This window comes from Pseudoneobacillus rhizosphaerae (genome assembly GCF_917563885.1).
GTDB lineage: Bacteria > Bacillota > Bacilli > Bacillales > Cytobacillaceae > Pseudoneobacillus > Pseudoneobacillus rhizosphaerae.
In genome coordinates this window covers 20,929-36,552 of record NZ_CAKJTG010000002.1, presented here as the reverse complement: position 1 = coordinate 36,552, position 15,624 = coordinate 20,929, and the positions used below count along the sequence as shown (strand labels likewise).

General features: G+C 37.2%; 7 protein-coding genes. All 7 read left to right on the top strand.

Annotation, left to right across the window (positions count from 1 at the left end; translation table 11 throughout):
• Positions 1–134: 134 nt before the first annotated feature.
• Positions 135–3,269 carry an S-layer homology domain-containing protein gene (locus LRP83_RS01495; RefSeq protein WP_230494898.1) on the top strand — a complete coding sequence of 1,045 codons (3,135 nt, stop codon included), beginning with the start codon at positions 135–137 and terminating at the stop codon, positions 3,267–3,269.
• Between the two features lie 1,015 nt (positions 3,270–4,284).
• Positions 4,285–6,006 carry a bifunctional metallophosphatase/5'-nucleotidase gene (locus LRP83_RS01490; protein ID WP_230494897.1) on the top strand — a complete coding sequence of 574 codons (1,722 nt, stop codon included), beginning with the start codon at positions 4,285–4,287 and terminating at the stop codon, positions 6,004–6,006.
• A 117-nt stretch (positions 6,007–6,123) separates the two neighbouring features.
• Positions 6,124–10,422 (top strand): endonuclease, encoded by a 4,299-nt coding sequence (locus LRP83_RS01485; RefSeq protein WP_230494896.1) that lies wholly within the window; start codon positions 6,124–6,126, stop codon positions 10,420–10,422.
• A 532-nt stretch (positions 10,423–10,954) separates the two neighbouring features.
• Positions 10,955–12,925, top strand: a complete 1,971-nt coding sequence (locus LRP83_RS01480; protein WP_230494895.1) for an S-layer homology domain-containing protein — start codon at positions 10,955–10,957, stop codon at positions 12,923–12,925.
• Positions 12,926–13,194: 269 nt separating this feature from the next.
• Positions 13,195–13,938, top strand: coding sequence for a YveK family protein (locus LRP83_RS01475; RefSeq protein ID WP_230494894.1), 744 nt, complete (start codon positions 13,195–13,197; stop codon positions 13,936–13,938).
• Positions 13,931–14,635 carry a CpsD/CapB family tyrosine-protein kinase gene (locus LRP83_RS01470; RefSeq protein WP_230494893.1) on the top strand — a complete coding sequence of 235 codons (705 nt, stop codon included), beginning with the start codon at positions 13,931–13,933 and terminating at the stop codon, positions 14,633–14,635. The genes LRP83_RS01475 and LRP83_RS01470 overlap by 8 nt, the downstream gene beginning before the upstream one ends.
• Before the next feature lie 91 nt (positions 14,636–14,726).
• On the top strand, positions 14,727–15,491 hold the full coding sequence (locus LRP83_RS01465) for a tyrosine-protein phosphatase (protein WP_230494892.1): 765 nt from the start codon (positions 14,727–14,729) through the stop codon (positions 15,489–15,491).
• The last annotated feature ends 133 nt before the right edge of the window (positions 15,492–15,624 follow it).

Here is a 15,624-nt window from a genome sequence, read left to right as displayed (position 1 = left end):
TGACATTGTTTCTACAAAATTCTATACTAGTATTTGTAATTGTTAACAATTGAGCTTGAGAGATTGATAGTGTAAAATTTCTCAATTGTCTCAGTTAAAATATTTAGCTTTTATTAAGAGGAGGAAATAAAGTAATGGCTTACCAACCAAAGTCTTACCGCAAGTTCCTAGCTGGAACTATCAGTGCTGCTGTTGTAGCATCTGCTGTTGCACCTGCTGCATCAGCTGCTGAAGTAAAATTCCCAGACCTAGCTGGTCTAGATCAAGAAACTACTACTGCTATTGAAGCATTAGTTGGTTTAGGAGTTATCGTTGGTCAACCTGACGGTAAATTTGCTCCAAACAAAACTATCAACCGTGGTCAAGCGGCTGAAATGACTGTTAAAGCTCTTCCAAACGTAGAGCCAAAAGCTAATCCAACTGGAAAAGTTTTTGAAGATTTATCAGCAGATAGCTACTACGCTAAATTCGCTGAAGCGTTAGCTGAAGCAAAATTAATCCCTGCTGGCGGAAAATTCGCTGCTGGAACTGACATGACTCGTGAAGCAATGGCAGTAGCATTAGTTACTGGCTTTGGTTTAAAAGACAACGGTAAAGCTGTTGAAGTCAAAGACCTTGATAAAGCATCTGCTGAATCACGTGCTGCTATCAAAATCCTTGCTCAACACGGATTAACAAAATTACTAGATGGTAATTTCAATCCTGCTGACGCTGTTAAACGTTCACAATTTGCTTTATTCTTCTACCGTGCAGTTGCTGCTTCTGCAGTTACAGCTGAAGTTGCTGAAATCAAATCAGTTAACGAAACTACTTTAGAAGTTAAAGTTAAAGGTTCATTAACAACTGTAGCTCCTACTGACTTCACTTTTGACGGTGGATTAACAGTAACTGCTGCTGAAATCGTTCCTGCTGCTGCAGCTGACACTTTCACAACAGTTAAGTTAACTACTTCTAAGCAAGAAGCTGGAAAAACTTATAAATTAGTAACATTCAAAGGTACAGAAGTTAAAACAGAAGTTAAGGTAGTAGTACCTTCAACTGTTGCTACTGTTACTGGTGTTACTACAAACAACCTTAAAGAAGTAACTGTAAACTTCTCTAGTAAAGTAGCTGCAACTGATGCTTCTAAATTAGCTACTAACTATGTAGTAAACGTAACTGCTGGAACTAACCCAGGTGCAAAAACTGTATCTAAAGTTACTTTAGCAGCTGATGGTTTATCTGCTGTGTTAACTTTAGAAGGTAATTTATCTCAACAAAATGCTGTTGACGTAACAGTTAAGAAAGCAGTTGGTCTAGCTGCTGACGAAACTAAGTCAATTGTAAGTGTTCTTGATACAACAATCCCAACTGCAGATGCAGTTACATTAACTGGTCCAAATACTTTCACAGTAACTTTCTCTGAGCCGGTTCAAGACGGAGTAGCTGTAAGCTTAAATAATGGTGTTTACGGAGTATCTAAGTCTGAATTATCAGCAGACAAAAAGACTTTATCTGTTACATTATCAGCTTCTACACTTCCAGAAGGAACTTACAATGTAAAAGTTGATGGATTCAAAGATTTTGCTAACTTCGCTGGTGTTTCTAAAACATTTGCTGTTGAATATAAGAAAGATGTTACTGTGCCAACAGTAGAACTAGTTTCTGCTTCTCAAACACAAGTAACTGTTAAATTTAATAAGCCAGTATTCTACAATGGTGCGGAATTAACTGAAGAATTCTTCTACCACACTTACAGTGCTTGGAAACCAGTTAAAGCTGTATCTACTGATGGCGGTCAAACTTATGTATTAAGCTTCAAAGACGAAAGTGATCTAACTCAAGACTACTACCTACCAGTTGGTACTTCAACTGTAACAGTATTAGCTAAGTCTGGAGATAAAGTTGTTAAAGATGCATGGGGTAACGTGATGGCTGCAGATGCTAAGTTAACTGCAACTGTAACAGCTGATTCTGAAGCTCCAACAGTTAAATCTGTAACTGCTAAATCAGAAAGCAAAGTAGAAGTTGTATTCTCTGAAGACGTAACTTTAGCTAGCGATAGCTTAACTGTTAAAGATTCAGCTGGTAAAGTTGTAACTGGTTATACAGTTACTTACACTACTACTGGTGGAGTTTACACAGCTACATTAGCATGGCCTGATACTCTTGAAGGAAAATTAAAAGGTGGAACTTACACTGTTGATGTGAAGAACGTTAAGGACAAAGCATTAGCTCCTAACACAATTACAGCTGTAACTCAATCTTTCACAATCACTGACTTAACAGCTCCTACAGCTCCAACAGCTAAAGTTGTTGATGATAGTGCAACTGCAACTGTTATTTACTTAACATTTGGAGAAGATATGGCTACAACAGGTGCTGGTTCAGTAGTTGAATCTAGTAACTACCGTTTAGACAATAAAGTTCTTCCAACTGGTTCTAAAGTAGAATTATTCGGAAGCTCTAAGAAAGTTAAAATCACATTACCAAAAACAGCTGGACTTGTTGGTACAAGTAAATTAGCTGTTGGTCAATTAGCTGATGCTAATGGTAATAAAATGGAAAACTTCAGCACACCTGTTCTTCTTGAAGCTGATACAGCTGCAAAAGAATTCACTGCTGCTGCAGTTGGAGTTCAAAAATTACAATTAGTTGTTGCAGGTGAAATCACTACTGTAACTGCTGATGGAATCCTAGTAACATATGTAGGCAGAGCAGGTGCTGCTGATCAGACTGTTGCTGCTATTGATTCTGTAGTTTACAACCCAACAACTGACAAAACAACTATCACAGTTACAACTAAAGAAGTTGTTAAACTTGCTAACACTTCTCAAGTTGAAGCTAACAAGTTAATCGTTAAGATCGTTGATAACAAGCTTGCAACAATTACTGGTAAGAAATTAGTTGACGTAGCTCCTGTTGCTGAAACTAAAGTTGCTGACAAAATGGCTGCTTCAGTTATCGCTAACGGTATCTATGATGATGCAACTGCAGGTTCAAAAGCATTCGTTATTGAGTTTAACGAAAACTTAGACCAAACTAGTCCTTTCTTCTATGCTAATGATTTAGTTGTAACTAAAGCTGATGGAACTGCATTAGTTGCTGGTATTGACTACACAACTACTGTTTCTGGTTCAGAATTACATGTAACTATCACTGGTGAAGTTGGTAAATTCAAAGTTAAATCTAAGGATGCTATCACATATACTAAAGACGCTCAAGGTAACATTGTAAACGTATTTACAACTGTTGTTGACGTTGAAGTGGATGTTGACCCTGTTAAATAAAAATAAACGAAACGTTACTTTATAAGCCTTTATACTAGGTGAAAAAAGTCAAAATTCACCTCATGTGTTTTGTAATGCATGAGGTGTTTTTTGAACTATCATTATGAATTGGTAGGTGGAATTCCTACTCATGATAACAACCATAAGCATGAGCCTAATCCTCCTGCATCCAGTGCGGTTCTAACAAGCCAAAGGGATGAAGTCAGGTGAAGTCGTACTCTAATTGAGGCGGGGTTCTTTAAAAGGTAGCTATGGTTAGGAGACGAATCCATGTTGACCCAGGGTGAGTTAGTGATAGCTATGTAAATGAAGCTAGCGGGTTAGCTATCATCTATAAATTTGCAATGATTTATAGCGATTTGTATAATTGGTTGTTAAACATTTCGTTCTCATTCCTGTATAGTGGAAGCCTAAGGTTACCAAAAAGAGGGATCATAATGATGGAACGTTTGAAGTCTTATTAGAAGAGGTGTGTTAGCACCAGTGAATCTAGTAGGATGGCTGCGCGCTCATAGTAGTGGTGATCATCAGCCGTTTGAACCATTGTGGTAACATAGTGGGAGGATAAAACTGATAGGAGTGAAGGAGTGCAGTCAGTAAAAAAATAGAACTATTTTGAACTTATTTCCCCAAAATGAGTTTAATGAAAATACTAGTGATTGGCCCTCAAAAACGGTAACGTTTGAGGGCTTATCATCATTATAAGAGAACTGGAACCTATATGTTTCGGTTCTTTTTTATATTTATCTCAAGAATATTTTATATAGTAAAAATTACCAAGGTTAGTTTTGGAGGCGGTTACAAGTCTAATAGTTTAAACTTTACTTAATCATTACAGTATTTTAATAATTCAATATTGAACAAATTGCTTAGGTGTGTAATACTAGGAATTGGGGAAATAATAGTAAAATAGTCTTACTTCTTTTACTGATGGAACGCCGTATGCGTTGAAAGACGCCCGTACGGTGTAGGCTCAGTGTAAGCTGGGAATAGCGCAAAATATAAATTATCTTTAATGCACACAAATGACCAACACGCGAATCTTGATAATGTAGCGAAAAAAATCGCAGCAATTAAAGACATCCGTGCAGTAAAACCAAACGCATTACTAGTGGATGCAGGTGACGTTTTCTCTGGTACTCTTTATTTCAATGAGTATCAAGGATTAGCAGATTTACAATTTATGAACTTAGCTGGCTATGATGCTATGACATTTGGTAACCATGAATTTGATATGGGAACTGCTACATTAGCTAATTTTGTTAAGGGTACTTACTTCCCACTTGTAAGCGCTAACGTAAACTTTGCAAATGATGTAAATTTAAAATCTCGTTTCAATGACACAATCACAGTTGATGCACGTGGTGGTCAAATTTACAACGGAATGATCAAAGTTGTAAATGGCGAGAAAATTGGTATTTTCGGATTAACGACTGCTGAAACTCCAACAATTTCAAGCCCGGGTGCAGGCGTTGTATTCGAAAACTACATCGCAGAAGCACAAAAATCAGTTGATGCATTTAAAGCAGCAGGAGTTAACAAAATCGTTGCATTATCACATCTTGGTTTCAACGATTCTCTTGATTGGGACAATGACTTAGAATTAGCTAAGCGTGTTGAAGGTATTGACGTTATTGTTGGTGGTCATACTCACACACTATTTGACGGAAAAGAGGGACGTCCTTCTACAGTAGTATTTGACACAACTGGTGCCGAACCAACGGCAATTGTTACTGCCAACGAATACAATAAATACCTTGGTGATTTAGACGTTAATTTTGACGCAACTGGTAAAGTAATTACTAGTGAAACATCTTGGCGTTTAATTGACATCAACACTTATGCAAAACAAGATGCAGAAGCTGCTCAAATCTTAAATTCTAAGTACGCTCCAAAAATTAATGAATTAAAAGCTACTGTTGTTGGTTCTACCGCAACTGCACTAGTAGGTGGAAATCCTCCTACACGTGTTGGAGAAACGAACCTTGGTAACTTCATTACTGACGGTATGCTTGCAAAGGCAAAACAGATTAACCCTGAAACAGTAATTGCTCTTCAAAATGGTGGAGGTATTCGTACAACTATAGATGCAGGTAACATTACATTGGCTAACTTACTAGCAGTACTACCATTTGGTAATACACTAGGAATCATGAACTTAACTGGTTCTGAAATTAAAGCAGCCCTTGAGTATTCTGTTAAAGACGCACCTACTGCATTTGGTGGTTTCTTACAAGTTTCTGGTTTGAAGTTCACTTATGATAGCTCGAAGTCAGCTGGAGAAAAGGTTCAAACAATCGATGTGAAAAATGCAGATGGAACTTACACTGCTTTAGATTTAACTAAGAGCTATTATGTAGCAACAAACGTATTCACTGCTAAAGGTGGAGACGGATACACAATGTTTGCTAATGCATACGCTGAAGGTCGTGTAAGAGAGCCAGGATTTGTTGACTGGGAAATTTTCCGTGACGCAATCGCAGCTCAACCAAACAAAGTTGTTAACGCAACAGTTGAAGGTCGTATCGTAAACGTAGCACCACAAACAGTTGTTGCTACAACATTCAGTGGAACTACTGCTGCTCCAAAAACATACGATGGTAACGTTTTAGTTGATGTAACTGGAGTTACTAAGCTTGAAAACGCTGTTGTTAAGGGGAACTTAATCCTTAAAGGTAACGCAGGAGTAACGTTTGAAAACGTAACAGTTGAAGGCGAAACAATTTTTGAAGATTAATAATTAAAAAAGAGATCCTTCTAGTCTTTCGGGGCTAGAAGGATTTACTTACCATTTGTAATTGTCGAATTATGGAATTTTGTTCATCTTCCCTAAATAAAATCTATGGAGGCACACATGAATTATAAGCAAAAGAAAAAGATATTCAATGTTGCATTAATTTTTGCGCTAATATTCAGTCTTTTAACTCCTTTTCAAAATGAGTCAAAGGCTGCTGATGTACTAACGGTAGCTGAAGCAATCGCGAATAATAGTGGTACTGGTAAAACAGTGGAAGGCTACATCATTGGGATAACGAATAACGGTCCCACATACCAATCTACACCTCCATATATAGCTTCAAATATCGCAATTGCTGACAGCCCAACTGAAAAAGATAAATTAAAGATCTTGCCAGTTGCGTTGCCTAGTGGAAGTGCAATTAGAGCAGCCTTAAACTTACTTGATCACCCTGAGAATTTAGGGAAAAAAGTACAAATTACAGGAAGTCTTGAATTATATTTTGGAGCAGCTGGACTAAAATCTCCAACAGCATACACAATAGTTGTAGATACAACTCCAGCAACACAAGTGGAAAAAGTAACTGCTTTACCTGCTGCAGGTGCAGTGAGCACTGGTACACAAGTTACTTTAGCTACCACAACAGCTGGTGCAACAATCTACTATACAATTGATGGTACAAACCCTACGACACAAAGTGCTACATATAATGGACCGATAACAATCACAGGTCCAGTAACAATTAAAGCGCTTGCTGTAGCACCTAACTTATCAAATAGTGAAGTTGTAACTTTACCTTATACTTTACTTACTGAAAAAACTGTAGCTGAAGTTAGAGCCATGACAATTGATTCAAATGTTCAAACAAGTGGTATCGTAACAGCAGTACTAGGAAGAGCCATTTACTTCCAAGATGCTACTGCAGGACTTGTTGCATACACACCTACTAATAGCACGATTGAACCTGGTAGTATTATTACGGTAAAAGGTAAATTAATAGAATACAGTGGTCTATTAGAAATCGAAGCACCACATGAAAATATTACAGTTACAGGAACTGCACCAATTCCGGCTGCACAATTGGTAACTGCTGCTGATTTCAAAGAAAGCATTGAAGGAACATTAGTAAAAGTTAAAAATGTAACCGTTAACTCATTATCAAGTGGTACATTTAAAGCAGTTGATGGAGCAGGAAAAACTTTTGATATCCGTCCGTTAAATTCATCAATTCTAGCAGTAGAAACAACATATGAAGAAATTACAGGTGTTCTAGGTGCGTTTGGAACAAACTATCAGTTAATTCCACGTGATGCAAGTGATGTTCTACAAGACTCATCTGTTGTTCAAAAAGTAGTTGCAACACCAGGTGCTGGTATGATAAAAAAAGGTGATTCAGTTACTCTAACTACCGGTACAACTGGAGCAAAAATCTATTACACGACTAATGGTTCTGAACCAACAGTTAATAGCACAGAATTTACTACACCTATTGTTATTAGTGCTGATACAACAATTAAAGCTGTAGCAGTAAAACAAGACTTAACAAATAGCGAAATTGGAACATTTGCTTATGGTGTATATGAAGGACAAGTTCGTATTCGTGATATCCAAGGTGTTGGCCACTTTTCAAAATTTGATGGTGGTAATGTAACTGGTATCGAAGGTATTGTTACTTTCGTTGACGGAAACAACATCTTTATTCAAGACCAACAACCAGACAATGATCCTAAAACTTCTGAAGGTATTTTAGTATTCAAATCGGGTCATACAGTAAAAGTTGGAGACGTTGTAACGGTTGATGGTTCAGTTAAAGAATACTATCCTAACAACAATGGAGTAGAACTTCCAATTACTGAAATCAATGCGACAACAATAACTGTAAAGTTAAGTGATCAACTACTTCCAGCACCGATTGTTCTAGGTGTAGATCGTATAGCTCCAAGTATCATTGACAATGATCAATTAACGGCATTTGAACCTGTTGAAGATGGAATCGATTTCTACGAAAGCATCGAAGGTATGTATGTTCAAATCGATCACGCAAAAGTTACAGCACCACAATATAGTGGTGAAGTTCATGTAATCCCAGGAAATAAAGTACCAAATACAGCTGGTGGTGGAATGAGAATTAGTGAAAATTCTTATAACCCAGAGAAAATTGCTCTTTATTTTAACAACTCTAAATTCAGAGCTAAGATGGGCGATCAGTTTGAAGGATCAATCACTGGTGTTATCAACTATGGTAATAACATATACCGTTTATTAACAAAAGAAGCTAGCTTACCAACTTTAAAAGTTGCACCTATCGTGCCACAAACAACATCAATCGTACCAGCAGATGATCAATTAACCATTGCGTCTTACAACGTTGAAAATTTCTCAAAAGCTAAAACAAGCCCAGAGAAAGTAGAAAAAGTGGCTCGTGCTATCGTAACAAACATGAAATCTCCTGACATTGTTGGGTTAATTGAAGTACAAGATAATGATGGAAGCACAAACTCTAGTAACGTAGATGCATCAGAAAGTGCAAAAGTTTTAATGGATGAAGTGAAAAAACTTGGTGGACCACAATATGCTTATACAGATATCGCTCCTGTTAATAACCAAGATGGTGGAGAAACTGGTGGAAATATCCGCGTTGCATTTATCTACAATCCTGAACGCGTATCATTAACAACTGGAGCTCTAAAAGGAACAGCAACACAAGCTGTCGGCTTTGAAAACGGTAAGTTAACATTAAATCCTGGACGTATCGATCCAACTAACAGTGCATTTAATTCTAGCCGTAAGCCACTTGCAGCTCAATTCGATTTCCAAGGCAAGAGTGTTATTGTTGTAGCTAACCATTTCAATTCAAAGGGTGGAGACCAACCTTTATGGGGTAAAACACAACCACCTGTACTAAGCAGTGAAGTTCAACGTCACAAAATTGCTAAAATATTAAATACTTTTGTAACAGATGTAAAAACTAAAGATCCAAATGCTAACGTTGTATTACTTGGAGACTTTAATGATTTTGAATTTACACAAACGTTACAAATTGTTAAAGGTAATCAATTAACAAATATGATTGATAAAGTTCCTGCAGAAGACCGCTACACTTACAATTTCTCAGGTAATGCTCAAGTACTAGATCATATTTTGGTTACAAATAACATGGTAGCTAACACTAAGGTTGATACGGTAAACGTAAACTCTGGTTACATGGAAGAGGACGGACGTGCATCTGACCATGACCCAGTAATCATCCAAACAAAATTAACGGCTGCACCAATTGAAATATTACCACCAGCAACAGCACCAGCTAACACAAAAGTTTACAACTTAATCGGCTTCAATACGAAGAAATTAACTGTAAACAACAACGGTGCTAACATTACTGTAAGTACAAATTCTGTTATTCGCGAAGGTATCATCTTAAAAGGTTCTTATGCTAAGCTACAAGGCGATGGCTTAAAGAACACGGTTCTTATCCTTGCTCCAACACAACCAGGTGCAGTGATTGATCTAAGTGGTGTTGAAGTGAAAGAAGTCATCATTGAAAATGCGAATATTAGCCAAATCCGTGGTGCTGAATTCGTTCAAAAATGGACAGTATCCGATGATGTTGATACTTCTGGCATCAAAGTTACAAATGTAGGAGGAGTAGTTCTCCCTTCACCTTTTTTTTCCCAAGCACCCGTTGATCCGGTAACACCACCAATCGTTCCACCGGTTGATAATGGTACCGTTTCTACTTACTATGCTAATGCAAATGGACTAACGGGTGCGGCTTTAAAAACAGCTTTACACAACATCATTAAAGTACAAACTAAAATTACTTATGACCAAGCAAGAGAAGCTTTAAAGGAAACGGATGAAGATCCGAACAATCCGAACAATGTCATCCTTTTATATAAAGGAACTTCTCAAGCTAAGTCCACTTTTGGTAGCGGAGCAAACGATTGGAATCGTGAGCACGTTTGGGCTCAATCTCATGGTAACTTTGGGACAGGCGTTGGACCAGGTACAGATATCCATCACTTAAAACCTACTGATGCATCTGTAAATAGTTCACGTGGAAATAAAGATTTTGATAACGGTGGTACGGCTCATAATGAGTGTACGCTATGTAAATATGATGGCGATTCTTGGGAAGCACCAGATCGTGTAAAAGGCGATATTGCTAGAATGCTTATGTATATGGATGTTCGTTATGAAGGCAACGGTGAAATCAATCTAGAATTAGTTGATTACACTGGTACTTCAGGTGCAAAACACGGTAAGATTTCAACTCTACTGCAATGGCACTTACAAGATCCAGTTGACGAGTTCGAAATAAGACGTAACAATGTCATCTATGAAAAATACCAAGGCAACCGCAATCCGTTTATCGACCATCCTGAATGGGCAGCAATGATCTTCAAGGCAAGCTAATTTAGTAAAGGCATCCACTCTAATAGAGTGGGTGCCTTTTTTGGTACATAGGGACGGTTCTTGCGTCTCAAGAAAGAAGTAGCGTGCCTACGTTACTGTGCGTAAGTTGTTAGTTATCCTGTAGAGACTTCGTGCGTGTCTGGAGGAGTAATGACAGACTATAGTGAGCACCAGTCAGGTAAGCGTAACAAACTCTTGTATTGTGGTCTTTAGCAAGTATGTGTTCTCGTGTAATAGAAAATATAGAGAACACATTGCGGTGCCATCTGCCTACATAGCCTACTAATATCTTTGAAAGCGTGGAGTACCTAATCTATGAAAAAAGGTGAAAATGAGTCACGAGAACCGTCCAATGCCCCATTTTTTAAGGTTGTTAATCTTACGTGAAAAGGAATTACTTACATAATTGTATTTTATTTACCAAAACCATTGTATGATTTGCTATATTAAAGTAATATTAAATTTGTGTTTCAGGAATATTATGAGAGTTTTATATAAATGTTAGAAAAAATTTAGAGGTGAGTGAAATTTGATGAGATATCCATTTAGTAAAAAAGCGATTGCCTCCGTGCTAGCAGCAACGGTAGCCCTCTCGCCAATCTTAACAACTGGAATGACGTTACAACCGCTACAAGTGGAAGCGGCAACTTCAGATAATAGCTCTGTCGATTCGTTAATTAGTTATTTAGATAGTATCTATGCACAAGTAGCGGATAAAGAAGCATTGAAAGTGGTGAAAGCCGAACTTGCTAAACAAGATTGGAATGCCTACGCGGAACAAATTGCTAGTAAACCAGTCGCACATCCAACAGAAAATAAACAATTATTAGCAAGTATCATGGAGTTATTTGCGAATACGACTGTTCTGGATTTAACCGGAAAACTAGAAACGTTTAAAACCGCTCAAAAAGACAATGTTACCACGGTTTTTGGTTCGGATGTTACAGTTGATATGCTATTAACCTATATTGCTATGGTAGAGACAAACTATTTAAATAGTTTAATAGGATTAGATGTAAGCAAAATCAGTGAGACTACTGTATATTTGAAATTTGTCGATGCTGTTTTTATGACTGAAAATACGTCTGCTGCAAATAAATTAGTAGGCACTAAGTTTTTCGGTTTAGTAGATTCATTCCAAGTGTTACATGTATTACAAAAGGTTTCTAAAGAGACAGATCCAAACGGTGTGGCGCGGAATGAATTAATTTCTGCTCTTAATAAGCTGCAATCACCAACAGACCCGGGAACACTACCGGTGACGCCGCCAGAACATACAACTGAACCAATTGGTTTGACTGAAATTGTGAAAGAAACTGCTCCTAATGGAAAAAATATAGTAGTAACAAAAATACTTGATACTAAGGTAAATGAGCTTCTCAATCTGATTACTCCAACAAATCAAATATTACCTATTAACTTAGAAATTCCAACAGCCGGTGAAACAGTCAAAGCATTGATACCTGGTAAGTTCTTTACTGAAGCCGCAAAGAAAAATCCTAACACCATTATTGAGATTAAAGCTGAAGGTGCAAGCTATAAGCTTCCTATATCTCAAATAAAAGTTGAAGATTTAGCTGCAAAGTTGGGTGTTTCAGCTACTAACCTACAAATCACGGTATCCGTTAATACGGTTGAACGTCCTGAAATTCAAAAAGGGATTAAGGTGCTCTCAAAGGTAGTTGAATTTACCGTTGAGGCTGTTTCAGGTAATAAAAAAGAATCGATCCATACTTTTACAGAATATGTAGCACGTACGATTGTTGGAGAGCGAATGTTTGATTCTAATAAATCTACTGCTGTAAAAATAAATGCCAATGGTTCTGTTTCGTCTGTTCCAACCTTATTTGATAATAAGACGGCAACTTTACATTCATTAACGAACTCAACCTATACGGTTGTTGAAAATAATTTCACCTTCCCAGATGTAGATAACAAAAAGAACTGGGCTGAAGACTATATTGAAACACTTGCGAACAAATTAATTATTAATGGTAAGCCAAATGGATCGTTTGCTCCTAGTGAAGAGATGACACGTGCGCAATTTACAGTACTACTAGTAAAAGCATTAGCATTACCAGGCGAAAAGTATGAACAAAAGTTCAAGGATGTAAAAGCGTCAGACTGGTTTAATTTGAATGGTGAGCTAGCAGCTGCCATTAAGTATGGAATTATTGCAGGGAAACCAGATGGAAGCTTTGCACCGAACGAAAAAGTGACTCGTGCTCAAGCAGCTATCATGTTCAATCGTGCGATGAAGCTTGGTTTTATTAAATATGATATGACAAAGCTTGATAAAACGAAGAGGATAACTGACTTCTTAGATGTTGCTAAGATGAATCAAGAATCGAAATTGGCAATAGAGGCAATCTATCAAGCCGGAATTATTAATGGTAAACCAGACAGCACATTTGATCCGGGTGGTAAAACTAGACGTGATCAGATGGCAAAGATGCTTGCTGAATTCCTAATCTCAGCTAAGTTAATGAACGAAATCAAGTAGTTTTTTAAGGCATTAGTCTATATCTAATGCCTTGTTTCTTGGGGTAATCTAGTAATGGCTAAAGGGAAATGTTCTAGTGAAAATAATTTGTTCTAAAAAGGCATTTTCTTTTCCACTTCAACAAAGTGGGTACTTTTACCTTGATGTAATTAGAACGTAATACAACAATTTCCAACAAATTTCCTAATTAATTTACAAATATTCGACAAAAACCGGAAAATCCTGTGATATAATTATCGACAGAACTACGAACAATATTGGAGGAAGTTATGGAAGAGACTATAAGTTTGCGTGAATTGTTTTATACATTACGGAAGAGAATATGGATGATCATTTCAATTGCGGTTGTTGCTACATTAGCTAGTGGAATCATCAGCTTTTATGTTCTTACTCCGATTTATTCATCTTCAACACAGCTTTTGGTTAATAAAGAGAAAAGTGATCAGCCTATGTATAATGTTGGTGAGATACAGACGAATTTGCAATTAATTAATACGTACAATGTTATCATTAAAAGTCCAGCTATCCTTGATTTGGTTGCAAAGGAACTAGATATGGATGTAACAAGCGAACAGCTTAATGCAAAAATTACTGTAGGCAGTGAAAAGGATTCACAGGTTTTATCCATTTCCGTACAAGATGCAGATCCACAAATGGCGACTGACATTGCCAATACTACGGCAAAAGTATTCCAAAATGAAATTGTTAAAATCATGAATGTCGATAATGTGAGCATTCTTGCGCAAGCAAAAACGAAGGAAAATCCTTCTCCGATTAAACCAAGACCGTTATTAAATATTGCGATTGCTTTAGTAGTTGGTTTAATGGCTGGTGTGGGTCTAACATTCCTTTTAGAATATTTGGATAACACGATTAAAAATGAGATGGATGTTGAAAAGGTGTTAGGATTACCTGTTTTAGGTGCTATTCATACGATGTCTGAAAAAGACCTAATTAATGGATTAGGCAATAAGCAGCAGGCGGAAGTAAGAGGTGAATCGTTCGGTGTTTAATTTTAAAAAGAAAACAAAAAAAATTGGTTCGAATAAAAGAAATTTAATTACTCATTTCTCTCCAAGAGCAGCTATTTCGGAGCAATATCGTACGATTCGTACGAATATCCAATTTTCCTCAGTAGATGAATCGATTAGAACGATTCTTGTTACTTCATCTGGTCCTGAAGAAGGAAAATCAACGACAGTTGCAAATCTTGCCGTTGTATTTGCTCAACAAGGGAAAAAAGTCCTATTAATTGATGCAGATTTAAGAAAGCCTACGGTTCATTATACGTTTCAATTAGATAATACAACTGGATTAACAAATGTATTAACGAAACAAACACAGCTAGAAAAGGCTGCGGTTACGACACTTGTAGACAATTTATCGGTATTGTCTTCAGGGCCAATTCCACCGAATCCTGCTGAATTGTTAGGATCAAAAGCGATGGAAGATATGTTAGTCACAGCTTTAGAGCAATATGACATTGTCATCTTTGATACACCACCAGTACTAGCGGTAACAGATGCACAAATACTAGCGAATCGCTGTGATGGTACAATTTTAGTAGTAGGTAGTGGGAAAACTCAAATTGAGCCTGCTGTGAAGTCGAAAGAGTTGTTGTTAAGTTCAAAAGGTAAGCTACTTGGTGTCGTATTAAATCGAAAAAACGCAAAGGATTCTCAGTATTACTATTACTATGGTCGGAATTAGACAGGATTCGACAAATTACACCCCTTCAATAAGTCGTGGGCATATGGTACTATTGATTAGGTAATTATTTGGGAATAGAGAGGTTGGTAGAATGATAGACTTACATTGTCATATATTGCCGAATGTTGATGATGGACCGAAAGAATTAGCTGAAAGTGTCGAAATGGCTAAGGAAGCGGTTCGACAAGGAATTAAGACTATCATTGCTACCCCACATCATAGAAATGAAAAGTATGAAAATCATGGACAAACCATTTTTAGACAAGTTGAAGAATTTAATAGAGTTTTAAAGAGTGAGAATTTAAACCTTACGGTCCTTCCAGGTCAAGAGACTCGTATTTTTGGTGAGATGGTAGAAGGGCTTGAATCTGGTGAGATTCTTCCGTTGAATCAAGGGAAGTATGTTCTTGTCGAGTTACCTTCCGGGCATGTTCCTCGGTATACAGGTCAGCTGATGTTTGATATACAGTTGAAGGGCTTTGTTCCAGTTATTGTTCATCCAGAGCGTAATCAGGAGATTATGGAAAACCCTGAAGTGTTGTATCAGCTTGTGAAAAAGGGTGCATTAACTCAGGTCACTGCTTCTAGTGTTACTGGTCATTTTGGTAAAACGATCAAGAAGTTTACACATCAGTTACTTGAAGCGAATTTAACTCATTTTATTGCTTCGGATGCTCATAATACGACGAGCCGTGGGTTTAAGATGGTTGAGGCTTATAGTACAGTGGAAAAGGTGTTTGGAATTGATTTTGTTTATATGTTGCGGGAGAATGCAGAGCTGGTTCTAACGAGTAAGAGTGTTTATAAGGAATCACCTTTGCGGGTGAAGAAGAAAAAGATACTTGGGTTGTTTTAGTTAGCGATTATAATATTGATAATGTTTTGTGGGATGATTGTTTAGAATTACCCTTATGGGTGATTTGGGATAAAAATTTATGTTTATTCACTTAATAGCTCGGTACATATTTGCATTACTACATCTAGAATTC

Excerpts from the sequence above, each read along its gene's own strand:
- LRP83_RS01465 (WP_230494892.1), top strand. The coding sequence starts at position 14,727 with ATGATAGACTTACATTGTCATATATTGCCGAATGTTGATGATGGACCG.
- LRP83_RS01490 (WP_230494897.1), top strand. The coding sequence starts at position 4,285 with ATGCACACAAATGACCAACACGCGAATCTTGATAATGTAGCGAAAAAA.
- LRP83_RS01495 (WP_230494898.1), top strand. The coding sequence starts at position 135 with ATGGCTTACCAACCAAAGTCTTACCGCAAGTTCCTAGCTGGAACTATC.
- LRP83_RS01485 (WP_230494896.1), top strand. The coding sequence starts at position 6,124 with ATGAATTATAAGCAAAAGAAAAAGATATTCAATGTTGCATTAATTTTT.
- LRP83_RS01475 (WP_230494894.1), top strand. The coding sequence starts at position 13,195 with ATGGAAGAGACTATAAGTTTGCGTGAATTGTTTTATACATTACGGAAG.
- LRP83_RS01480 (WP_230494895.1), top strand. The coding sequence starts at position 10,955 with ATGAGATATCCATTTAGTAAAAAAGCGATTGCCTCCGTGCTAGCAGCA.